The sequence below is a fragment of the Nocardioides astragali genome, assembly GCF_024436375.1.
GTDB lineage: Bacteria > Actinomycetota > Actinomycetes > Propionibacteriales > Nocardioidaceae > Nocardioides > Nocardioides astragali.
This window is the reverse complement of the sequence record NZ_JAFMZM010000003.1, coordinates 612,626-635,447: the sequence shown is the minus strand read 5'-3', so window position 1 is coordinate 635,447 and position 22,822 is coordinate 612,626. Positions and strand designations below refer to the sequence as shown.

The 22,822-nt window shown below is 72.4% G+C and carries 20 protein-coding genes; 7 read left to right on the top strand and 13 right to left on the bottom strand.

Going from position 1 to position 22,822, the window contains the following annotated elements:
* Window positions 1-88: 88 nt before the first annotated feature.
* The 7 genes from J3P44_RS12255 to J3P44_RS12225 are packed head-to-tail and all read right to left on the bottom strand — an operon-like array spanning window position 89 to window position 8,159.
* Window positions 89-559 (bottom strand): SRPBCC family protein, encoded by a 471-nt coding sequence (locus tag J3P44_RS12255; RefSeq protein WP_255890649.1) that lies wholly within the window; start codon window positions 557-559, stop codon window positions 89-91.
* A gap of 19 nt (window positions 560-578) precedes the next feature.
* A complete protein-coding gene (locus tag J3P44_RS12250) occupies window positions 579-1,763 on the bottom strand; it encodes an acyl-CoA dehydrogenase family protein (RefSeq protein ID WP_255890648.1) in 1,185 nt (394 codons plus the stop codon).
* Window positions 1,760-3,502: an acyclic terpene utilization AtuA family protein gene (locus J3P44_RS12245; protein WP_255890646.1), complete on the bottom strand. Its 1,743-nt coding sequence runs from the start codon at window positions 3,500-3,502 to the stop codon at window positions 1,760-1,762. Before J3P44_RS12245 ends, J3P44_RS12250 begins: the two co-directional genes overlap by 4 nt.
* Complete coding sequence (locus tag J3P44_RS12240) at window positions 3,499-4,278, bottom strand: TIGR03084 family metal-binding protein (protein ID WP_255890644.1); 780 nt, start codon at window positions 4,276-4,278, stop codon at window positions 3,499-3,501. Before J3P44_RS12240 ends, J3P44_RS12245 begins: the two co-directional genes overlap by 4 nt.
* Window positions 4,275-4,952 carry a TetR/AcrR family transcriptional regulator gene (locus tag J3P44_RS12235; protein WP_308212257.1) on the bottom strand — a complete coding sequence of 226 codons (678 nt, stop codon included), beginning with the start codon at window positions 4,950-4,952 and terminating at the stop codon, window positions 4,275-4,277. The genes J3P44_RS12240 and J3P44_RS12235 overlap by 4 nt, the downstream gene beginning before the upstream one ends.
* Window positions 4,953-5,001: 49 nt before the next feature.
* Window positions 5,002-6,546, bottom strand: coding sequence for an Ig-like domain-containing protein (locus J3P44_RS12230; protein WP_255890643.1), 1,545 nt, complete (start codon window positions 6,544-6,546; stop codon window positions 5,002-5,004).
* 11 nt (window positions 6,547-6,557) lie between these two features.
* Window positions 6,558-8,159: an AfsR/SARP family transcriptional regulator gene (locus tag J3P44_RS12225; protein ID WP_255890641.1), complete on the bottom strand. Its 1,602-nt coding sequence runs from the start codon at window positions 8,157-8,159 to the stop codon at window positions 6,558-6,560.
* Window positions 8,160-8,411: 252 nt separating this feature from the next.
* Here J3P44_RS12225 and J3P44_RS12220 point away from each other — a divergent pair, with 252 nt between their 5' ends.
* From J3P44_RS12220 to J3P44_RS12205, 4 genes are all read left to right on the top strand, one after another.
* Window positions 8,412-8,606, top strand: coding sequence for a hypothetical protein (locus J3P44_RS12220; protein ID WP_255890640.1), 195 nt, complete (start codon window positions 8,412-8,414; stop codon window positions 8,604-8,606).
* Window positions 8,607-8,690: 84 nt separating this feature from the next.
* Window positions 8,691-8,909 carry a hypothetical protein gene (locus J3P44_RS12215; protein ID WP_255890639.1) on the top strand — a complete coding sequence of 73 codons (219 nt, stop codon included), beginning with the start codon at window positions 8,691-8,693 and terminating at the stop codon, window positions 8,907-8,909.
* Window positions 8,910-9,038: 129 nt separating this feature from the next.
* The gene (locus J3P44_RS25520) at window positions 9,039-11,315 is read left to right on the top strand and encodes a MinD/ParA family ATP-binding protein (RefSeq protein ID WP_255890638.1); all 2,277 of its coding nucleotides are present in this window, start codon (window positions 9,039-9,041) and stop codon (window positions 11,313-11,315) included.
* Window positions 11,312-12,007 (top strand): hypothetical protein, encoded by a 696-nt coding sequence (locus J3P44_RS12205; protein ID WP_255890637.1) that lies wholly within the window; start codon window positions 11,312-11,314, stop codon window positions 12,005-12,007. The genes J3P44_RS25520 and J3P44_RS12205 overlap by 4 nt, the downstream gene beginning before the upstream one ends.
* A gap of 19 nt (window positions 12,008-12,026) precedes the next feature.
* On the opposite strand, the gene J3P44_RS12200 is transcribed toward J3P44_RS12205, so the two are convergent.
* The 3 genes from J3P44_RS12200 to J3P44_RS12190 all read right to left on the bottom strand — a co-directional run bounded on the left by J3P44_RS12200 (window position 12,027) and on the right by J3P44_RS12190 (window position 16,115).
* The gene (locus tag J3P44_RS12200) at window positions 12,027-14,684 is read right to left on the bottom strand and encodes an ABC transporter permease (RefSeq protein ID WP_255890636.1); all 2,658 of its coding nucleotides are present in this window, start codon (window positions 14,682-14,684) and stop codon (window positions 12,027-12,029) included.
* Between the two features lie 61 nt (window positions 14,685-14,745).
* A complete protein-coding gene (locus J3P44_RS12195) occupies window positions 14,746-15,468 on the bottom strand; it encodes an ABC transporter ATP-binding protein (protein WP_255890635.1) in 723 nt (240 codons plus the stop codon).
* Window positions 15,465-16,115: a PadR family transcriptional regulator gene (locus J3P44_RS12190; protein WP_255890634.1), complete on the bottom strand. Its 651-nt coding sequence runs from the start codon at window positions 16,113-16,115 to the stop codon at window positions 15,465-15,467. Before J3P44_RS12190 ends, J3P44_RS12195 begins: the two co-directional genes overlap by 4 nt.
* A 151-nt stretch (window positions 16,116-16,266) precedes the next feature.
* Here J3P44_RS12190 and J3P44_RS12185 point away from each other — a divergent pair, with 151 nt between their 5' ends.
* The gene (locus tag J3P44_RS12185; RefSeq protein WP_255890633.1) at window positions 16,267-16,728 is read left to right on the top strand and encodes a DUF4282 domain-containing protein; all 462 of its coding nucleotides are present in this window, start codon (window positions 16,267-16,269) and stop codon (window positions 16,726-16,728) included.
* A gap of 6 nt (window positions 16,729-16,734) precedes the next feature.
* Here the strand turns inward: J3P44_RS12185 and J3P44_RS12180 are convergent, their stop codons facing one another.
* Both J3P44_RS12180 and J3P44_RS12175 read right to left on the bottom strand, forming a co-directional pair.
* Entirely contained in the window at window positions 16,735-18,297 is a 1,563-nt protein-coding gene (locus J3P44_RS12180) for a hypothetical protein (protein ID WP_255890632.1), read from the bottom strand.
* Window positions 18,281-18,985, bottom strand: coding sequence for an ABC transporter ATP-binding protein (locus J3P44_RS12175; protein WP_255890630.1), 705 nt, complete (start codon window positions 18,983-18,985; stop codon window positions 18,281-18,283). Before J3P44_RS12175 ends, J3P44_RS12180 begins: the two co-directional genes overlap by 17 nt.
* Before the next feature lie 171 nt (window positions 18,986-19,156).
* Here J3P44_RS12175 and J3P44_RS12170 point away from each other — a divergent pair, with 171 nt between their 5' ends.
* Entirely contained in the window at window positions 19,157-19,690 is a 534-nt protein-coding gene (locus J3P44_RS12170) for an RNA polymerase sigma factor (protein WP_255890628.1), read from the top strand.
* A complete protein-coding gene (locus tag J3P44_RS12165) occupies window positions 19,683-20,528 on the top strand; it encodes a hypothetical protein (protein ID WP_255890627.1) in 846 nt (281 codons plus the stop codon). Before J3P44_RS12170 ends, J3P44_RS12165 begins: the two co-directional genes overlap by 8 nt.
* Window positions 20,529-20,562: 34 nt before the next feature.
* Here J3P44_RS12165 and J3P44_RS12160 read toward each other — a convergent pair whose 3' ends face one another.
* Window positions 20,563-22,785 (bottom strand): 3-hydroxyacyl-CoA dehydrogenase NAD-binding domain-containing protein, encoded by a 2,223-nt coding sequence (locus tag J3P44_RS12160; protein ID WP_255890626.1) that lies wholly within the window; start codon window positions 22,783-22,785, stop codon window positions 20,563-20,565.
* Window positions 22,786-22,822: the final 37 nt, after the last annotated feature.

Genomic DNA, 22,822 nt, shown 5'->3' with positions numbered 1-22,822 from the left:
AGGAGAAGAACGTCGTGGGGTGCTCATGCGGGGTCCCCGCGGCGTTGTTCGGGGGAGCGCAGCGGAGGAGAAGAACGTCGTGGGGTGCTCACGACTCCAGCACCGCCTTCATCCGCTCCAGCGTGGTGCGCATGCCGTGCCGGTTCGTACGCCGACGCAGCGGCCCGAGGACGAGCCAGTAGAGCCGCGTCGGGAGGTTGGGGTCGAGCCGGAAGTACTCCGTCACCAGCGTCCCGCCGTCCTTCGGCTCGAGCCGGTAGCCCCAGTTGTTGACGGTCACCGCGTCGCTGCCGACGGAGAACTCGAAGACCTCCTCCGGCTCGCACTGGGTGACCTGGCACAGGCTCCAGTAGGTCGGGCCGACGCCGTTGCGCTTCACGTGGCCCTTGAAGTAGGCGCCCACTTCCGGCCCGGTCGAGCCGCGCGTCCACCTCGCCTCGAACGTCTCGGGGCTGAACTCCCCGATCCGGGTCACGTCGCTGACGAGGTCCCAGACCGCGGCGGGCGGGGCGTCCATCCAGACGGAGACCTTGTCCCCCAGGGACGGCAGCGTGATCATCGTGTTGCTCCTTCGGTGGTCATGACGTGTAACCCATCAGCTTCGCCGTCAGGTCGCGCAGCACCTCGTCGGCGCCGCCCCCGATCGGCAGGATCCGGGCGTCGCGGTAGTGCCGCTCGACCTCGGAGCCGTGCATGTAGCCGGTGCCGCCGAAGAGCTGGACCGCCCGGTCGCAGACGTACGCCGCGCAGTCCACCGCGGTCTGCTTGGCCAGGCACGCCTCGGCCACGACGAGCTCCCCGGCGACGTGCCGGGCGGCCACGGATCGCGTGTAGGTCCGCGCGACCTCGACCTGGCGCCGCATCTCGACCAGCGTGTGCTGGACGGACTGGCGGGCGATCAGCGGCCGGCCAAAGGTCTGCCGGTCGCGGCAGTAGCGCGCGGAGAGGTCGAGGGACCGGGCCGCGATGCCGTAGCCGTGCACCGCCAGCGCGATCCGCTCGACGACGAACTGGTCGGCGATCTGGCCGAACCCCGCGCCCTCCTCGCCGACGAGGTTGGCGACCGGCACGCGTACGTCGGTGAACTGCAGCTCGGCAGTGTCCGAGCAGTGCCAGCCCATCTTCTTCAGGGACCGGTCGACGCTGAATCCGGGCGTGCCCTTCTCGACGACCAGCAGTGAGATCCCTGCGTGACCGGGCGCGCCTGTGCGGACCGCGGCGGTGACGAAGTCGGCGCGGACGCCGGAGGTGATGAAGGTCTTGGCGCCGTTGACGACGTAGTGGTCATCCTCGAGCACCGCTCTCGTGGTGATCCGCGCGGCGTCGGACCCTCCGCCCGGCTCGGTGATGGCGAGCGAGCCGATCAGGTCGCCGGCGAGCGTGGGACGGACGAAACGGTCGATCAGGCCGGCGTCGCGGCTGGCCGCGATGTGCGGCAGCGCGATCCCGGCGGTGAAGAGGCCAGCCATCAGGCCGCTGGACGCGCCCGCCTCGAACATCGCCTCCTGCATCGCCACCGAGTCGAGCAGGTCACCACCTCCGCCGCCGACCGACTCGGGGAAGGCGATGCCGATGAGGCCGAGGTCGCCGGCCGTGCGGTGGAGCGAGCGCGGGATCTCGCCCGCGTCCTCCCACTCCTGCAGGTGCGGCGCCACCTCGCGGCGTACGAACTCCGCCGCGGTCGCGCGCAGGGCCTCGCGCTCGTCCTCCTCGTCGCTGGTCGAGGAGGGACGAAGTCCCGTCACGAGACCCGGGTCGTTCACAGCAGGCTCTTCTCGATCGAGACCAGCCGCGAGCGCAGCCACTCCCCGAGGCCCTTGGCCTGGGGGTCGAAGCGGGTGGAGGCCGCGACGCCCTGACCGAGCAGGTCGTGCACGACCAGATTGACCGCGCCGAGGTTGGGGAGCAGCCACACGTCGACGTCGAGCTCGGCCGCCTCGGGCAGGAGCCCGGGGATCGCGCGCGGCGAGAGCATCTTGAACAGCCACTGCACGCGGGCGTCGTACGTCTCCTGGTCGGCGCCGTCGTGCGCGACCCAGAGGCCGATGTTGGCGTCGCCACCCTTGTCGCCGGACCGCGCGTGGACGAAGGTGCCGAGCGGCAGGCGCCGGGTCAGCGAGTCCGCGCGGCCAGGGTAGGGCGACGGGCGGGCGCCGGGTGCCTCGCCGGTCGGTGAGCACACGCCGGGGTCGGCGACGACCTCGCGGCGACCGTCGGCGTGCACGACGGTGTGAGTGACGTCGGCGCGGTCGACGTACTGGGCGCGGTAGATGCCGTACGGCGTGGCCGGCGCCGGCGGCGCGGTCATCGTGAAGCCGGGGTAGGAGCCCAGGGCGAGCTCCACCGCCGCGGACGTGAAGACGCGGCCCACGGGATCGGGCGAGCTGTCCTTGACCGTGCAGCGCAGCAGCGTCGAGGCGGCCTCCTCGGTGTCGGCGTCGAGCGCCGGGACGGAGACGTCGGACCACGTCACCTCGGCCGCGGTGAGCAGGGAGCCGAGCTGGTCGCGCACCCACGCGGCCTTGGCCTCCACATCGAGGCCGGTCAGCACGAACTCGGCGCTGTTGCGCCAGCCGCCGAGCTCGTTGACGCAGACCTTGAGCTTCTCGGGCGGTGCCTCGCCGACGACCCCGGTGACCGCCACCCGGTCCTCGCCGTCCTGGGCCAGGTGGATCGAGTCGAGGTGGACGGTGACGTCGGGGCCGAGGTAGCGCGTCGACTGGACCTCGTAGACCAGCTGAGCGGTGACGGTGTCGACGGTGACCGAACCGCCCGTGCCGGCGTGCTTGGTGATGATGCTCGACCCGTCTGCGGCGACCTCGGCGACGGGGAAGCCCAGCGGGAGGTCGCGGCGCGGCAGGTCGAGGAAGCCGCTGAAGTTGCCGCCGGTCGCCTGGGTGCCGCACTCGATGACGTGGCCGGCGACGACCGCCCCCGCCAGGGCGTCGTACGACGTCGGCGCCCAGTCGTGGTGCGCCACTGCGGGGCCGACGACGAGCGAGGCGTCGGTGACTCGGCCGGTCACCACGATGTCGGCACCGGCGGTCAGCGCCGCGGCGATGCCGAAGCCGCCGAGGTAGGCGTTGGCAGTCAGGACGCCCTCGCTCCATCCATTTCGAGGGCCGAGGTCGCGTACGTCGTCGCCCTCGACGTGGGCGACCTGCGGGTCGAGGCCGAGACCGGCGGCGACCTCGCGGATCCTGTCGGCCAGGCCGGCCGGGTTGAGCCCGCCGGCATTGGCGACGATCCGCACACCGCGCTCCAGTGCGAGGCCGAGGCAGTCCTCGACCTGGCGGACGAACGTGCGGGCGTAGCCGAGGCTCGGGTCCTTGAGCTGGTCCTTGCCGAGGATGAGCATGGTGAGCTCGGCGAGGTAGTCGCCGGTGAGGACGTCGAGGCCCCGCCCATCGTCGCCGGTGCCCTCGAGCATCTCGCGCATCGCGCTGAGCCGGTCGCCGTAGAAGCCGGAGCAGTTGCCGATCCTGATCGCACGTGTGCTCATCGCGCCCCCCTCCCCTCGCCCGGCTGGCCCGCGAAGGCCTGGGCGATGTCGAGCCAGCGGTCGACGTCGGCGCCGGCGGCGACGAGGTCGGTGTCCGCGCGGTGCACCCGCTGGGTCACGAGGCGACAGAAGTCCCCGGCGCTGCCGGTCAGGGTCTGGGCGGCGTTCTCCGGTCCCCAGCTCCAGACGTCCCCGGACGGCGCGACGAGGTCGATCCGGAACTCCTCCGACGGCGCCTCGAGCCCGTGGACGCTGAACGCGAAGCTGCGAGTGCGTACGCCGAGGTGCGCGACGTGACGGATCCGGTCCGTGTCCTCCACCGGCGCCCCGAGCGCTTCGTGCACGTCGAGGCCGTGCGCCCACGTCTCCATCAGGCGGGCCGTCGCCATCGAGGTTGCCGACATCGGCGGGCCGAACCAGGGCATCTTCTCGCCCCGCGGGTGGGCTCCGAGCGCCTTCCGCAGGTCGGTGCGAGCGGCACGCCAGCGGTCGAGCAGGTCGGGCTCGCGGGCGAGGCTGTAGGCGCACCGGTCGACGTAGCCCCCTGGGTCGGCGATCGCTTCCAGGACCACGGCGTCCCAGGCGTCCTTGTCCGTCGCAGCCGCGAGCGCCACCTCGTCGGTCCAGGTGAGGTGCGCGACCTGGGTGGCGACGTCCCATCCCACGGCCGGCGTCGGCGTGCGCCAGCCGTCGTCGTCGAGGCCGGCGACCAGCGCCTCGAGCCGGTCGCCCTCGGCGGCGAGGTCGGCGAGCACCTGGGTGAGCACCTCGGTCATCCCGGGGTCCCTGCGGCGTTGTCGGACGGAGGAGCGGAGCGGGGGAGTGCGGGAACGTCGTGGGGTGGATCGAGCTCCTTCTCGAGGACGTCTGCCCACTGCCGCAGGATCCGGCAACGGCGCGCGGAGTCGTCGGAGATCGTGGAGGCCAGGCCGAGGCCGCGGACCAGGTCGAGGGTGGCCTGGACGAGCTCGCGGACACCCGGCTGCTCCTCGTCGGCACCCAGCGCGGCCACGGTCATCCGGTGTGCCTCCCGGCCGACACGCTGCTCGAGCGGTGCGACGGCGGCGAGCAGGGACTCGTCGGTGCGGGCCGCGACCCACAGCTCCAGGGCAGCGGCGAAGACGGGCGACGAGAAGTGGTCGCCCAGCATCTCGACGACCGCGCGCGTGCGCCGCTTGCCGGCGGACAGCTGTGCGACGGCCTCAGCCAGCTCGGCCCCACGGCGCTCGGTGAGGTGCTCGACCGCCGCGACCACGAGGTCGTTCTTGGTCGGGAAGTGGTGCAGCTGCGCGCCGCGGCTGACGCCCGCCCGCTCGGAGACGAGGGTGGTCGACGTGCCGGCGAAGCCCCGCTCGACCAACAGCTCCACCGTCGCCTCCAGCAGCCGCGCCCGCATGGCGCGGGTCCGGTCCGCCTGCGGCACGCGGGTCGCCTGGGCCTGTGAGGTCACCGCGCCAGCATGTCGGCGTACAAACAAACAGTCAAGCCTGACTGTTAGTTCAAAGCACCTGTGTGAGCGTCCCGACGACTCCGCAGGCCGAGGTCGATCCGAGCCAGAGGTCGCCCTCGGGCACCGAGGCAAGCCATGCGTACCAACCGCTCTGCTCGACCTGGAAGCTGAGGGACGAGAACGTCCCGTTGCCCGGTCGGCGTTGGGTGACCTCACGATGGTTGCCCGTGCAGGCTTCGCCCGCAGTCGCATAGGGGCCGTAGAGCGCGGTGGTGACGTCGACCGGCCCGCCGAACGGCAACCCCGTGACAGTGACCTGTGCGGAGATCACGTCGAACGGTGCGGCGGTGGCCGGGGCCGCGACCGACACCGCTGACCGGGCGCGCACCTTGACCGGCGCGTCGCACGCCGTCACGGGGAGACTGGTCTCCGTCCCGTCGACGGCCACCCGCCACGCGAAGTAGCCCCCACCGGACGGCGTGATCGACGGCAGGGCGTAGGCGCCGTCGCCGGCCACGGACGCCGAGACCTGCCCCGCTGATGCGCCGGCACAGTTCACAGCGGTCGCCGAGGCAAACGGTCCCTGGAGCGACGCCGTGGCCGTGCGACGGGTGCCGTCGCCGCCGATCGTGGCGACGACCCTGGCCGGGGCGCCGACCACGACCAGGCTCGGATCGGCGGCGAGCGTCAGGGTCTGGGGACCGCGGACGGCAGCAAGCGTGCTGGCGACCACGGTGCGCCGAGCACCCGCTTCTGCCACCGCCGCCTGGCCCTTGCGGTCGGGGCCCCGGACGTGCAGTCGGTGATCGGGTACCTGCCGGACCTCGGCGGTGACCGTCCGCCAGCCGGCCTTGGGCGCGACCAGGCGCACCTGCGCTCGTCCGTCGTCCCCCGTGACGGCCTCGATCGGGCCCGCCGCGGGGGTCGAGGGTCCGCCGTCGGGCGATGTCACGCTGACCGGGAGCCCCGCGACCGGTCCACCGCCACCGTCGGTCACGCGGACCGTCACAGAGGTGACCCCGCCGACGTCGGCCGCGCCGGCGCTGACGCTCGCGTGGTAGGAACCCGCACTGGCGCGTGACTGGCGCAGCATGAGGCGTACGAACCGACGCACCGTCGCCGGATCGCCGCTGGCCCTGACGCGCGGCGCCCCGCGAACCCCGCCGAGCTGCCAGGCGGACCCTGCCAGCAGGTGGAGGACCGCCGCGTCCACGGCCGCAGCCTGGACCGGGTCCTTGTAGCCGCCGTACTTGGAGAGGACCCATGCCGCGCGCTCGGTCTCACGCGGAGTGGCGCCCTTCCTCCCGGAGAGGTCATCGGTCGTCCTCGCAGGCCGGAATCCGGCGCGGTTGGGCTTGCGTCCGGGAGTGACCACGTACACCGGTGTGTCGCCCACCCGGTAGGCCCCGATCCAGCCGCCGGAGGCCCGACCGTTGCCCGGGATGCGATAGCCGGACCAGCGCTCAGCGGTGTCGTCCGCGGCTGCCGCTGCCTCGGACGGAGGCACCACCAGGACGGCAAGCACGAGGAGGACGGCCAGAGCCGCGGAACGTGGGGCCGTGACGGGGCGGCACGACGTGTCGGTGCGGGACATGCGACTCCTCCTCACCCCACCGGGTCCGGCTCCGTGGTGCCGGGGTCGGTGGGCTCGCTGGTCGGGCTGGGTTGCGGGGTCGGGCTGGGATGGGGGGTCGGACTCGGGTGCTGCGTCGGGCTCGGGGTCGGCGTGGGCGTCGGGGTCGGCGTCGGGGTCGGCGTCGCCACGACGACCGGCGTCGGGGTCGCCTGTACGCCGGGGGTCGGCGCGGTCGTGGCCGGCGGCTCAGATCCACCATCCTCCTGCCCGGCTGCGGCCGCTACCTGCGCCTGCTGCTGCGCCACCCGCACCTGACCGGCGACCGGGTCGGCGGTCGGAGAGGTCGCTGACCACGCGTAGGTGCCGGCCTCCAGTCCCTCCACGACGAGCCGCTGGCCGTCGCGGCTGCGCACCACGACGCTGCGCACGACGTTGACCCCTTCGGGGCCGACCATCTCGAGCCGGACGCGCGCCGGCAGACGGGTGGCCCTGACGACGAAGGCAGCCGCGCCGTCCACGGTCCTGCCGGCGCGGACGACGACGCGCCGGACGTCCTCGCCCAGGTCGGCGGCGGCAGGCCCCTCGACCGCGCCGTCGGTCGACGCCCTCGTCCTGCCGCCGCTCTCCGGACCGACGCCGGCCACGACGACGGAGCCGGCCAGGACCAGAGCGGCACCGGCCGCGAGCCGACCGAGCGCACCTCGCAACGCCGGGGTGCGCGGCTCGGGCACCGGTAGCGCCCGTGGCGGCACAAGGTCCTGCTCGGCGACGTCCGGCACGAGCAGCGCCCGCGACCGCGGGACGCCCGGCTCGGCGACCTCCGGGGCGGGGACGGACCGCTGCCGCGGCACGCGCACAGGAGCGGCGGGAAGCGCGGTCACCTGCTCCGCGGGCGGTCCGGGACGCTGGGGTGCGGGAGGCACACGAGCCCCGACCGAGCCGACGAGCGCCTCGAGCGCCGGCGAGGGGACGACCCCGAGGTCGTCCTGCAGGACGACGCGATAGCGGTCCAGCTCCCGTACGGCCGCAGCGCGGTCGCCATGACCCAGGTGAGCGCGGATGGCGAGCTCGCTGGCCGACTCACGCAGCGGCTCGATGGCCACGGCTGCGTGGGCCGCGTCGGCGGCGAACGCGTGCTCCCCGCGGTCCAGGGCCTGACGTGACACCTGTTCCAACGCGCGGACCCGCTGCTGCTGGAGCCGCTCACGCTCCGGACCGACCCACTCGTCGTACCAGTCGGGCAGCAGCTCCTCACCCACCAGGGCTGCGAGCAGGTCAGGGTCCGCGTCCATCGCACCGGCCCGTGACACGGCGGCTCTCAGGTCGTCGACGTCGACGACGACGTCCGGCGCCAGCGCGATGCTCGTCCGGTCCACCAGGAGCAGACCGGGGCTGCGCCGCTGGGCCTGGAGGACGGCGCGCCGAAGGCTCGCGAGCGCCCTCGCGTCCGTGCTGTCGGGCCACAGGATGCCGGCCACCTGCGCCCGGGCCCGGTGCCCGGTCATCGCAAGGAGCGCAGTGAGCCGTTGCTCGCGCCCGCCCATCGCGACTGGCGCACCGTCCACGATGAGCCGCCACCCGCCCAGAAGGCGCAGTCGACGGCTCACGGTGGCATCGCTGTCCTCCGGCATGGCCCACTCCCCGAGCTCCGGCGCCCGGGAGGCAACGGCGCTCCGGGCCACGGCATGTCTTGCCCGTCGACAATGCCGGAGTCGCATCAGGTCCACCCGGAGCACACACGTTCTTCCCCAGGATTGGGGTCGTGCTTCGAGGCTGATCCGGCTAGTGGGTCGGTGATCACGCACGAGTCACGCTCCGGTCACGCAGCGCACGGTGCCATGGCAGCCACAGATCGACCGCAGCCACGGGGGGAGGTGAACATCATGCGGGAACTGTCATTCACCGAGCTCGACTCCGAGCGCACCGAGCTTCTTCCGACGCGGGAGACGCTGACCTTCGGCAACTACAACTGGGCGAACATCGTGGCGAGCAACTCGTCCATGGCCCTCAACGCCGCGTCCCTGTACGCCGTCGCGAACAGCGCCGCCGCACAGACGATCGTGGTGACCCAGGGCTGACGCCCTCGCGTGGCCTCCCCTGCCGGGAGGCCACGTGGGACGACCGCCCGACGACCCGACCAGCACGAGAGGAGGTGAACCGGCATGGTCCGACGAACCGAGATCGACATGGCCCAGCTGGACGCCGAGACGGCCACGCCATTGCCTCGTCGCGAGACGTTGAGCTGCCAGTTCGCGTGCGTCAACGTCACCAACGTCGTGGGCGTCAACCTCGCCCTCGCCATCAATGCGGCGACCATCAATTCCCAGGCCCAGGCACTCGCGCTGCAGTACCTCGCCTCCACCCAGGTGCACATGCCGTGAGCCCGGACCGGGCGGCGGGTGCGTTGCTCTGGCGCATCCGCCGTCCAGCCAGATCGATCGACCCAGAGCACCCGCAGAGCACCCGCAGAGCACCCGCAGAGCACACCAGAGCACACCAGAGCGATCATCGTGACAACCACCGAGCACCTCACCGAGCCACCGCGGACCACCGAGCCGCGGTGGCGACGCGCGCGCGGCCTGGAGTTCCTCGGCCCGGTCCAGGGATCCGGCCTCAAGGACCCGGCGTTCCTGGTCCGGCGCGAGGACGACCAGGTGGTGCAGCTGTCCGAGCTGCTCCACCTCGTCCTCCGTTCCGTCGATCCTCCACGACCGGCGGCCGAGGTCGCCGACGACGTGAGCGCGGCGTACGGCCTGACGCTCACGGTGGACGGGCTCGCTCACCTCGTCACCACCCGGCTCGAGCCGCTGGGGCTCGTCCTGCCCGACGAGGCGTCCGAGCCTGCGCGACCGCTCCGGGCGCGACCGCTGCTCGCCCTCACGGCCAAGGGCACGCTGATCCCGGCACATCTGACCGGACGCCTGGCCGGCGTGCTGGCACCGTTGTTCTGGGGCCCTCTGGTGCTCGCCGCTCTCGCCGCGCTCGTCGTTGCCGACGTCGCCCTGCTGGCGGGGGGCGGCTTCTGGGCGGCCGTCGCCGAGCTCTTCGCGACCCCGACGATCGCTCTGCTGATCTACGCCCTGCTCACGGTCTCCGCGATCGTTCACGAGCTGGGTCACGCCGCGGCGTGTCGCTACAGCGGCGCGCGTCCCGGTGAGATCGGCTTCGGGCTCTACCTCGTCTTCCCGGCGTTCTACACCGACGTGACCGACTCCTACCGGATCGGTCGGTCCGGACGCGTGCGTACGGACCTGGGTGGGCTCTACTTCAACGTGCTGACGGTGCTGGCGCTGGGGGCGGGGTACCTCGCCACGGGGAGCGCGGTGCTGCTCCTGACCGTCGTCGTGCTCCAGCTCCAGATGCTGCAGCAGCTCATCCCGGTCGTGCGCTTCGACGGCTACTACGTCCTCTCCGACCTCGCCGGGGTGCCGGACCTCTTCGCCCGGGTGGGCCCGGTCCTCCGCAGCCTGCGGCCCGGGCACCTCGACGACCCCCGCGTCAGAGAGCTGCGCCCGCGCTCGCGACGGTTGGTGACCGGATGGGTGCTGGTGGTGGTGCCGCTGCTCACGGCGGCGTTCGGCTGGGCGATCTGGCACCTGCCGGAGTTCGTCGCCCGGGGGCGCGACGGGGTCCGGCTCCAGCAGCTGGTCTTCGACGTCGCCTGGGAACGGCGAGACTGGGCGGGCCTCGCACTGGCGGTCGTCTCGATCGCCCTCCTGCTGCTTCCGCTCCTCGGTGCTGTGCTGGCCATCTGGCGGGTCCTTGAGACCCTGGGCGCCCTCGCCCGGGGACACGTGTCGGCGCGGCTCGCGAGCGCGGCGGACACGTACGACGCGGTGGCGCCGCCCGACCCACCGCACGTCGTCTCGGCCGCCGACTTCACCGACGAGGTGATGTACGCCGCTCCCGCCCCGGTCCCGCGCCATGGCTGGCGCAGCGCCGTCTACCGCGGGAGCGGCCACCTGCTCAATCCCGGCCCGAGCGCCCCGGAGCAGCGGCGCCGAGAGCTCGAGCACCGCCTGCGGACGCCGATCGACGGCTCGCGCCGGGTGGTGGTGATGAGCCGGAAGGGCGGTGTCGGCAAGACCACGATCACCCTGGCGCTGGGCAGCACGTTCGCCCTGCTGCGGGGCGACCGCGTGATCGCGGTGGACGCGAACCCCGACGCGGGCAACCTGGCACACCGGGTGGCGCCGCCGCACGACCGGACGGTCACCGACGTGCTGCGCGACCTCGGGCAGATCACGACGTACGCCACGCTGCGCCGCTACACCTCCCAGGCCGCCGAGTCGCGGCTCGAGGTGCTCGCCTCCGACGACGACCCCGGCATCGGGATGGCGCTCGGCCGCGACGACTACCACCGCCTGATCAGCCTGCTCGACCGCTTCTACAACCTGATCCTGCTCGACACGGGCACCGGGATCCTCGACAGCGCCAACCAGGGGCTGCTCACCGAGGCGGACCAGGTCGTGCTCGTGGTGCGCGCGGGGCTCGACGGCGGACGGGCCGGCGCGCTGACCCTCGACTGGATGGACCAGCACGGATTCGACGACCTCGTCGCGCGCACGGTCGTGGTGGTCAACGCGGAGCGGCGCGGGGGCGAGCCGCCCGCCCCGATGATCCGCCACTTCGAGAAGCGCTGCGCGCGGGTGGTCACGGTCCCGTGGGACGCCGCCCTCGAGCCCGGTGCACTGACCGACATGTCGTCGCTCCACCGCCGGACCCGCGAGAGCCTCGTCGACATCGCGGCGGCCGTGGCGGACAACTTCGTCGCGGAGGGGCCATGAGCGTCCGGGAGCTCGCCGTCCTCGTCGTCACGACGGGGCTGCTGCTGTCCGGATCCGCTGACCCGTCCCCACGCCCGGGCCGTACCCAGGCACGGGATCTCGACCTGGTCGCGAGCGCGCAGCCCTCCCCTTTGCGTCTCCACGACCGGGACTCGGCCGTCGCCGAGGTGGCGGCGAGAGGCGGGCAGGTCAAGGCCGACGCCGTCGCCACGACCGCGACGACCTGCGCCGGGTGTCGGGGAGAGAGCACCACGCTTCAGGTGGTCTACGTGATGGCTCCGGGCTCGGCGCGGCTCGACAACGTCGCCTCGGCCTGGACGCAGGACTGCTGGGACTGCACCGCGACGGCGCTGTCGGTGCAGCTGGTGGTCGTCGGGAAGGACACGCGTGCCCGGCCGAGCAATCGGGCGCTGGCGGTGGGTGAGGCGTGTGCCACCTGTCGCACCGCGACGGCGGCCTTCCAGCTCGTCGTGCAGGTGCCCGAGGTGGGTCCGCTCCCGGACAACATGCTCGACGAGGTGCGGGCGTGGATGGATGCCGAGGACGCGGCGCTGCGAGCCGCCGTGGCCGCGGGCGCGGCGCGCCGGGGTGCCGAACGGGCGGCGACGCGTGCGCTGCTCGATCTCCGAGGGATGGTCGTCGCCGAGCTCGACGGGCGCACGCTGTCGGCCCGCGCGCAGGTCACGCGTTGAGCCCGACCCTTGCGCGGCCTCAGTCCAGCCGCGCCACCAGCGGCAACCGGGACCGCGCGGTCAGCCCCACCACCCCGGCGGTCAGGAGCGGCAGCACCAGCACGATCGTGGCGATGAGCAGCCAAGGGATGGCGAGGAACGGACCTTCTTCGCTGCTACCAGGGCCGAGATAGCCGATCGCGGTCAGTGGCCGCGAGATCGCCACGCCCGGGACGAAGCCGACGGCAGCTCCGAGGATCGCGCCGACGAAGCCGATGACGAGTGCGTACGCCGCTGCCACCCGCCGCCGGGTCCGGGGCGCCGCGCCGACAGCCGACAGCGTGGCCAGGTCGGGCCGCGCGTCAGAGAGGGCCAGGAAGGTGGCGGTCAGGGTGCCGCCCAGCATGAGGACTCCCCCGAGCGCACCGAGCACGAGCAGGAGGATGAGAGCCTCGTCGGGACGTTGGTAGCCGCGCTCGACGTAGACGTAGGTGCCGTCTGCGGCGCCCCCGACCGACTCCTTGATCCGGGTCTCGGTGGCGGGGTCGAGGTCACCCGTCAGTCGCAGGCCGGTCGTGACCACCTCGATGCCCAGGTCGTCGGCCATCGCGCTCGGGACCACCGCCGACGCCGGTGCCGCCTCCTCCCGGCCCCACGCCACGAGCTGCACGGGAACCACCTCGGAGAGCTGACTCTGCGGCTGGTCGCTGTCCTCGGTCCAGGACTCCTGTCGCACTGTCGCCTCGACCAGCTCGCGGTCGACCGAGGCGGTGAGCATGACCGCGCGTCCGGCCGCCAGCGCACTGTCGATGGTGTCGGCGACCTCATCCTCGATCCCGAGCTGGTCGGCCCTGTCCGCGACCAACACGGACGGGCCGTAGTAGTTGACTCCCCACGCCGCCTGCTCGAGGTCGGGCGGCGGCTCGATGTAGGTCGACGTGTAACCGCTGGGGTCGTAGACGTCGCTCGCTCCGCGCAGCGCGGTCACCTCCACGTCGGGCGCGGCCCCCCTCGCCGCCTCCTCGATCCGGCCCCAGGTCTCGCCCGGATCGGGCACCTCCTCGCCGGGCAGGACGTCAGGTCCCCACGAGATGTAGCCGGAGCCCATCGGAGCCTGCGCGGTGTAGGTCTTCTCGTTCGCGAGCTCGTCGCTGGCATTGGCGATGCCGAGCGCCACCACCCCGGCGACGGTCGCAGCCACGGCGGCCACAGCCGGCACCGTGCGGGTGCGGTGCCGCGCCGCATCGCGCGCGGCGTACCTCGCGGTCAGCGGCAGCCGGCCCGACAGCCGGGCGACGGCGGAGACCACGACCGGGACCACCAGGATCATGCCGAGCACGGAGATGATCGCCGAGCCGGCGATCCAGTACGCGCCGTTGCCGCTGTCGGAGGTGACCGCTCCGTACGTCGACGCGGCGATGCCGATGCCGAGGAGGGCGAGGCCCACCAGCGGTGTCGAGGCCCGCGGGTCCCGGTCCCCGCGTCGGCCGGCGAGCACGGCCACGACGTCCTGACGACTCGCGAGGTACGCCGGGACGACCGAGGCGAGCACGGCGGAGACGAGACCGAAGGCCGCGATCGCGGCGAGGTAGAGCCAGGGCAGCTCGAAGGGTCCGAACCACTGACCCTGGAAGCGCTGGACGAGAGGGAGCAAGGCCCACGCGGCCACGATCCCGATGACGAGGCCCACCGCCGAGGCGACGAGCCCGAGCACGACGCCGCTGCCGAGGATGACTCGCCGCGCCTGGGCGGGCGTACCGCCCGACGCGGCGATCAGGGCGAGCGTCCGCGCGTGCCGGCGGGCGCCCACGGCGAACGCCGGCCCGGCGAGCAGGACGACCTCGATCAGCGCCATCACGATGATCAGCGCAGCGACAGCGAGGATCTCGTCCCGGCCGGTGTCGTAGCCCATCTGCTCGGCCATCGATGCGACGTCCGGCGGATCGGCCAGGACGGCGCGGGAGGTGACGAGCGCGCCGACCGTGTTGAGCTCCAGCACCTGGGACCAGGAGACCGGACCGGCATCGACGAGCCACTCGGAGACGTTGCCCGAGTCCGGCGCCAGGTCGTCGGGCGATCCGAGCACCACCGGGTAGTCCCGCACGGAAGCGTCGCGACCGACCCCGACGATCGTCAGCGTCGAGCCGTTGACGTCGAGCGCGTCTCCCACCGCGAAGCCCTTGTCGAGCATCGCGTCGTTGACCACGACGTCCCCGGACGACTCAGGCAGATGGCCGCTCTCCAGGTCGAAGAGACCTTCTGCGATCGGGTCGGAGAGGTCGACGCCGGTGGTGGAGAACTCGATGACTCGGTCGCCGAGCCTTGCCCGCGACCAACCGCTGGTGATCGGAATCAGTCGCGCGTCGTCGCCGAGGGTGGCACGCACGTCGTCGTCCGAGACAGGGTTGTCGAGGTCGAGCTCGGCCGTCGCGGACCACGAACCCTGGCTGGGGTCCGGCGTCTGGATGATCCGTCCCCGTCCCTCCACGCGGATCCTGGCGTCCGCCGCCCCGAGCTGGCGCTGCGCCCCCTCGAGGCCCCTGACGTCGGCCGTCTTGATGATGATCGCGGCGGCACTGACGGCCAGCACGGGCAGGCTGATCATGACCAGCACCAGGATGCTGCGGCCCTTGTGGCGCAGGGCGTCGCGCCAGGCGATGCGCAGGGCTGGGCGCCAGCCGGCCATGCGTGTGCTCATGCGGGGTCCCCACGGCGTTGTTCGGGGGAGCGGAGCGGAGGAGAAGAACGTCGTGGGGTGTTCACCGACCCGCCTCTCCGGCGAGCAGGGCCTCGGGCTCGTCGGCACCCGTCTCGTCGACGACCACGCCGTCGCGCAGGAACACCACCCGGTCCGCCCAGGCCGCGTGCCGGGCCTCGTGGGTGACCATGACCCCCGCGGCGCCGGCGTCGCACCGCGCGCGCAGCAGCCGCAGGATCTCCTCGCCGGTGTCGGTGTCGAGGGCGCCGGTCGGCTCGTCGGCGAGGATCAGGCGTCGTTCGCCGACGATCGCGCGGGCGATGGCGACGCGCTGCTGCTGGCCTCCGGACATCTCGTCGGGGAACCGGTCGGCGAGGTCGACGATGCCGACCTCCTCCAGGGCGGTCAGCGCGAGGCGGCGGGCGATCTTGCCCTTCTCGCCGTCGAGCTCTCGGGGCAACGCGACGTTCTCGGCCGCCGTGAGCGCGGGGATGAGGTTGAAGTCCTGGAAGACGTAGCCCACCGACGTACGACGCATGCGCGCGCGCCCGGCATTGTCGAGCGAGGCGAGGTCGGTCCCCTCGATCCAGACCGAGCCCGCCGTCGGGGCGTCGAGGCCGCCGGCGAGGGTCAGGAGGGTCGACTTGCCGGATCCGGACGGGCCCATCACAGCGACGAGCTCGCCCGGGTGTGCGCGGAAGGTGACGCTGCGCAACGCGTGGACCTCGGTGGCACCCGCGCCGTGGACACGCGAGACGGCCGCGAGGTGGAGGACGGCGTTCATCGCACGCCTCCGTCGGGCGAGCCGTGCGTGTCGTCGTGCGCTGCCTTCTGCTCGGCGGCTGCGCGTCGCAAGCGGGACTCGCAGTGGTCGAGCCACCGCACCTCGGCCTCGGCGTCGAAGACGAGCGAGTCGAGGACCAGGCTCCAGGCCAGGTCCTCGGGAACCGTCGGCGTCGCCGCGCGGCCGCTGCGCTTGAGGCGGGTGTAGTCCTGGAGCGCGGTCATGGTGGCGCTGCGCTGGCGCTGGATGATCGTGCCGACGTCGACGCCGGGGAGCGTCACCGCGATGGCGAGCTTGATGGCGAGCTCGTCGCGCGCGGGTTGGGAGCGAGGCACCGGGGTGGCGAACCACTCCGACACCTCGCTCCGCCCCGCCTCGGTGGCGCGGTAGCTGACGTGCGTGCGGTCAGGTCCGAGTGGTTCGCCGACACCCCCGTGCCCGGCGACCTTTCTCCCGGTCGTGGCCTCCGCCTCGCTCTCGACGACCTCGACCAGTCCGTCCCGCTCGAGCCGGGTGAGGGTGGTGTAGACCTGCCCGATGTTGAGCGGCCAGGTCTCCCCCGTCCTCTGCTCGAACTCCGCCCGCAGCTGGTAGCCGTACATCGGCCCCTGCTCCAGGATCGCCAGCATCGCTTGCCGAATGGACATCCGCGCCTCCGTGGTCTGTCCACCGCCCCCCGCGAGCGATGAATACCGGGTATGTATACCACGTATGCATCCGTTTGGGGAGGCACTAGGCGGGGCAGGAGGCGTTCCACCACGCCCCATCCACGTCACGTCCCACAAGAGGAGATCCCCCATGTCGCAGCCCGGTGACACGTCAAACCCCTACGGCGAGCAGCCCACCGCGCCCTACGGTCAGCCGCCCGCCGGCGGTTCCTACGGCGGAGGCTCCTACGGCGGAGGCTCCTACGGCGGAGGCTCGTACGGTGGTGGGGGTCCCTACGGTGGCGGTCCGCTGACCGGCACGCCGAGCAAGGGCTTCTTCGGGGCCCTGTTCGACATGAGCTTCACGACGTTCGTGACCCCCATGATCATCAAGGTCGTCTACATCATCGGGCTGGCGTTGATCGGCCTCGCCACGTTGTTCTTCTCGCTCAGCGGCTTCTTCGGCGACAGCCCCGGCCTCGGCATCGTGACGATCATCGTGGGCCCGATCGCCGGGCTCCTCTACCTCTGCCTGTTCCGGATGATGTGTGAGTTCTACGTCGCGATCACGCGGATGAGCGAGGACATCAACCGGCGCCTGCCGCAGCTCTGAGCGCGCTCACACCGCAGCGACGGTGAGCACGACCCGCGCCCGTTCGTCGCCCAGCAGCCAGCGGCGACGGGCGCGGACGAGCCTGCGGGTCGACCAGGCCAGGAACGGGACGGCCACCAGGACCGGCAGCCACACCCACGGCAGGGCCGCGACGCCGGTGAACAGCATCCCGGTCAGCGTGGTCACCAAGGAGAGCCGGCCGGCGTACCCGGCCATCGCGCTGTGCGGCGCCGGGGTGGCGCGGGGGGAGGAGAGGTCGACGGAGTAGGGCGAGCGGATCGACCAGGTCATCACGATCGCCAGGACCTGGACGAGCACGACCAGCCAGCAGGCCGCCACGCTGAGCCCGGCGACGAGCGGCGGCAGCCCGTTGCGGAGCAGGGCGAGCACCACGGTCACACTCGAGACCACGGCCATGCACTCGGCGACCACCAGGGCGCGTACGTCGAACACGTCGGCGGCGGAGACCGGGAGGGTCTCGCGCCAGACCATGCCCTTGCCGTCGAGGCACCAGGCGTTGACGCCGAAGAGCAGCGCGGCACCGCTCGCGGTCAGGCCGGGGAGCAGCATGACCGAGCTCCACTCCAGCCCGGCGACGAGCGCGATCAGCCCGGGACCGAGTCCCAGGACGAGCAGGCCGCGGCGCATCCCGACGGAGCGCCAGACCGAGCCGCGGTCGAGGCGGCGCAGCAGCGCGCGATCGGGTGAGCCCCAGCGGGGCTCGGGCACGTGCCTGGCCTCGTGCACGCCGGACTGCACACGCAGCTCCTCGCGAGGAGCCTGTCCGAGCGCCCAGCGCGCCGGCGTCGCACCCAGGAGGACACCGACGACAGCCACCCCGAGCAGCACCGCGGCGGCCACCGGCCAGCGCGAGGTCTGCATGGTCTCGGCCAGCCACGTCGTCGGGAGCGCCCGCACCGCAGGCACGAGGAGGCCGGCGAGGTGGAGTCCCGCGAGGACGACGACCACCAGGCCGGATGCGGCCCGGACGAGCACCACGCCGTGCGTCGTCCGCCGCACGCCCTCGACCGCCCAGCCGATGGCCTGTCCCAGCGCGGTCGCGGCAAGCACCCACGCGAGCACCACGACGTGCGCGCCGAGGACGCCGTCGGGCGAGGTGGCGAGGGCGGTGATGGCGAGCAGGCCCCACACCTGGACGAGCCACGCGAGGTTGAGGGGCGCGAGCACCAGCGCGCCGAGGTGCTCGGTGACGGGCGAGACGGGGTGGATCGCGGACTCGCTGCGAGACAGCAGCTCGCGCCCGCCCCCGCTGCCCATCGCCGCGCTGACGGCCAGCAGCAGGAATCCGACGAAGGCGGCGCCGAGGTTGCCCTGGAGCGTGCTGATCGCCCGGTCGAGGACCGGGGACCCGACGGCATCCAGGTCGACGGCGGCCGGGCCCCACGCGAAGGCGGCGGTGAGGACCAGGACGACGACCGAGCCGGCGAGGGCGGCCCCACGACGGCGTACGGTCCGTGCGCGGAAGGCGATGAGGAGGGCGGTGTCGCGCGCCGCGTCCGCCCAGCTGTCAGTCGAGCGGTCAGGCGAGCGGTCAGTCGAGGAGGGCACGGTAGGCCTCGCCGGTGAGGTCGGCAGCCTGCATCGCGGCGACGCGGTTGCCGCCGCGCAGCACGATCGCGGTGCCGCACGCCTCAAGCGCGAGGTCGCGCAGGTGGGTGGAGAGCAGGACGCAGGCCCCCCGGGCGCGCGCGTCGGCCACCACCTCGAGGGTGGCCTCGACGCCCAGCGGGTCGACGCCGTCGAAGGGCTCGTCGAGGAGGAGCACCGCAGGTTCGTGGAGGGCGGCGAGGACGACGCTGAGCCGCCGGCTCATGCCGTGGCTGAAGCCACCGACCACGCGGTGCGCGACGTCGCCGAGCTCGAAGCGCTCGAGCAGGTCGCGGCCGCGGCCCTCCCAGTCGTCCATCCGGCGCAGCCGGGCACTGAGCTGGAGGTGCTCCCACGGAGTGGCGCGCGGGACCAGCCCGCCGACGTCTGGGCAGTAGCCCACGACCCGCTTCACGCCGAGCGCATCGGTGGCGGCGTCGTGACCGGCGACGGTGACCTCACCGGCCGTCGGCGGCACCACGCCGGCCAGGACCTTCATCGTGGTCGACTTGCCCGCCCCGTTGCGCCCGAGCAGCGCTGTCGCCTGGCCGCTCTCGGCGCTGAGGTCGACACCCGAGACGGCCTCGACGTCGCCGAAGCGGACGTGGAGGTCGCGTACGACGACCGTGGGCGTGGGGAGCGGGATCACCGGACCATTCTTCCCGAGCTGTCGCTCGCGCACAGCCGAATCGGCTCGGCACCGGTCCAGACGGCTGGCGCCCGGAAGCCGGCCCGGGCGCACCATGGAAGGAACTCGGGACACGGCGGAACCCAGGACGGCGTTGGCGGGTCGTTGTGGTCATCCGGAGAGGAGGCCCCGATGGATGCAGACACCGTGATCCTCGGTAGGCCGTGGACAGCGGACGAACACCCGTCCCTGCGCGACGTTTTCGACATGAGCTACCGCCGCCTCGTCGTGCAGCTGTACGGCGTGACCGGCAACCTGGACGAGGCGGAGGACCTCGTGCAGGAGGCCTTCGTCCGGGCCGCAGCCGCTGGACGGCGTTTCGACAAGGTCGAGAACCCGGAGGCTTGGCTGCGCACGACGGCGATCAACCAGCACCGCAGTCGCTGGCGCAAGCTGCGCAACGGACAGCGCGCCCGTGCCCGCATGCTGCCTCCGCGCGACCCGGAAGCGCTCGAGTCACACCTGGAGATCATCACGGCGCTCCGCGCACTTCCAGAGGCTCAACGACAGGTGATCGCGCTGCACTACCTCGCGGACCTGCCCGTCGAGACCATCGCCCAGGAGCTCGGCATCCCGCCCGGCACGGTCAAGTCCCGACTCAGCCGTGGCCGCGACGCGCTCGCGACCCACCTCGCGTACGCCGAAGGGGGCGTGGACCATGTCTGAGCAACTGCTGGAAGCATTCCGCGAGGACGCCGAGCAGCACGCCCGGGTCCCCGCCTTCGAGACCATCCAGGCAGCTGGACGCCGCCGGCGGCTCCGGCGCCACGCGGTGGTCGGCGCCATGACCGCCTGCATCCTCGGCGTCAGCGGAATCGTCGCCGGCACGTCCGGTGACTCCACCGACCCGCAACCCGCCGAGGACCCGGACGAGACCTCGCTCACGACGCCCTACCCGGTGATGACGAACACCACGCTGGAGGCCGGCGCCTACGAGTTCCGTCCCTCCAAGGACACCTCGCTGCCGGCCGTACGGTTCACTCTCCCCGCGGGGTGGAACTCGTGGCTCGGCCCGAACCGGTTCGCAGGTCTGGACGACCTGACGACGGACGAGGGCAGGACCAACGGGAAGCTGCTGGTGCAGGACCCGGAATGGGTGCTCGGAATGGTCGCCCTGGACGTGAAGTGGATCGCCCAACGTGGGTGCACCATGACCGACCTGACCGGCGAGGACACCACCTCACTCGTAGAGGCGCTCACCGCCGTCCCGCGCCTCACGGTGACCTCCGGCCCCGAGAGCACGGTCCGCTTCGGCCACCCAGCGGTGCACCTGCAGATGCGGGAACAGGGCACAGGCGACGCCTGCCCGCAGGACTCCTTGATGACCACCGCCGAGGCCGCCGTCCGCTACCTCGGGCGCGGCACCACCATCGACGCCTGGGTCGTCGACGTGGACGGCCGACCGCTGCTGCTGATGGCGGTGTGGACCGCCAGGACCCCGAGCGCCGAGGTGCAGGACCTCCTCGGCATCGTCGACTCGATCGAGCTGGTCGAGCCGCGCTGACGCTTGGCACACCACACACCCGTCGAGCGTCAGGTCAGGCGGGGAAGGACTCGCCCTTCGCCGCCAGCTCGCGGAGGTACGCCGTCGGGCGGAACCTGTCGCCGTAGGCTTCGGCCAGCTCGTCGGCGCGGGCGAGGAAGGCGTCGAGCCCGATCGGGCCCACCCCGTGCCCTGCTTCGTCCAGCGCCTGCCAGCCCGTGATGAACTGCGCCGCCCCGCCGGTCAGGGCCGGGAAGCCGATGCCCATGATCGAGCCGATGTTGGCCGCGGCGGCGGACGTGATCACGCCCTCCTCGAAGCACTTCGCAGTCTCCAGCGCCTCGATGAACAGCATCCGGTCGCGGATGTCGCGGATCGGGGGCTGCTGGTCGGCGACGGGGAACGTCTCGGCGAGCCCGGACCACAGCGTCGTACGCCGTCCGTTCTCGTCGTAGTCGTAGAAGCCGGCGCCCTTGAGCCGTGACGGCCGGCCGAGGCCGATCATCGTCGCGATGACCTCGCCAGCCGGGTCGGGGCCCAGGTCGATGCCCTCGCGCTCGGCCGCGTCCGCGGTCGCCTTGCGGATCTTGGCCATCAGCTCCATGTTGAGCTCGTCGCTGATCTGCAGCGGCCCGACCGGGAAGCCGGCCGACGTCGCGGCCCGCTCCAGCGACACCGGGTGCACGCCCTCGGCGAGCATGGTCAGGCCCTCGTTGATCTGGGTGCCGATGACGCGCGAGGTGTAGAAGCCGCGCGAGTCGTTGACCACGATCGGCGTCTTGCGAATCTGCTGCACGACGTCGTACGCCTTGGCCAGCGCCACGTCGGAGGTCTCCGCGCCGCGGATGATCTCGACGAGCGGCATCTTGTCGACGGGGCTGAAGAAGTGCAGACCGATGAAGTCGCTCCGGCGGTCGATGCCGGCGGCGAGCTCGGTGATCGGCAGTGTCGAGGTGTTGGAGCACAGCAGCGCGTCGTCGGCGACGTACGGCGCCACCTCGGCGAAGACCTTGGCCTTGAGCGTCGGGTCCTCGAACACCGCCTCGATGACGAGGTCGCAGCCGGCGAGGTCCTCGGGCGAGGCGGTCGCGGTGATCCGGCCGAGGATCTCCTCGGCTTTCTCGGAGGTGAGCTTGCCGCGCTCGACGCCCTTGGTGTTGAGCTTGTCGGTGTAGGCCTTGCCCTTCTCGGCCGCCTCGAGCGAGACGTCCTTCAGCACGACCTGCATGCCGGCCCGGGCGCAGGAGTAGGCGATGCCGGCGCCCATCATCCCGGCGCCGAGGACGCCGACCTTGGTGGCCGTCCAGCGCTCGATGCCCTGGGGGCGCAGCGAGCCGGAGTTGATGGCCTGGAGGTCGAAGAAGAAGGCCTGCATCATGTTCTTGGCCTGCTGGCTGACGACCAGGTTGGTGAAGTAGCGGCTCTCGATCCGCGAGGCGGTGTCGAAGTCGACCTGCGCGCCCTCGACGGCTGCGCTCATGATCGCGCGCGGCGCGGGGTAGACCGCACCCTTGGTCTGCTTGCGCAGCAGGGCCGGGAAAGCGGGCAGGAACTGCGCCAGGGCGGGCGTCTTCGGCGTGCCGCCGGGGATCTTGTAGCCCGCCCGGTCCCACGGGTTCGACGCGGCGTCCTCGTCGTCCTTGTGCGCGCGGATCCACGCCTTGGCCGCCGGGACGAGCTCCTCACGGGTCGTCACCACGTCGTCGATCAGGCCCTTGGCCAGTGCGCCCTGCGGGTCGAACTGGGTGCCGGGCATCAGCACGTCCATCAGGGCCGACTGCAGCCCCAGCATGCGTACGACTCGGGTGACCCCGCCGCCGCCGGGCAGCAGGCCGAGCGTCGACTCGGGCAGGCCGATCTTGACCGAGCGGTCGTCGACCGCGATGCGGCGGTTGGCCGCGAGCGCGATCTCCAGGCCACCGCCGAGGGCGGCCCCGTTGATCGCCGCGACGACCGGGCGTGGGAAGGTCTCGAGCCTGCGCAGGCTGGCCTTGACCGCCTCGCCCATGGCGAAGATCTCGTCGGCGTCGTCGGGAGTGGCGGTGATCATGCGCTTGAGGTCGCCGCCGGCGAAGAAGGTCTTCTTGGCGCTCGTCAGGACGACGCCGGTGACGTGGTCCCGCTCGTCGTAGAGGCGCGTGACGGCCCCCTCCATGGACGACTGGTAGAGCTCGTTCATGGTGTTGGCGCTGGCGGTCGGGTCGTCGAGGGTCAACGTGACGATGCCGTCGGCGTCGCGGTCGTAGCGGACGGCGGTCTGGGGCTCGGTGTCGATCATGGGGATGTCTCCGGAACTGCTCGGTGGGTGAGGTGGG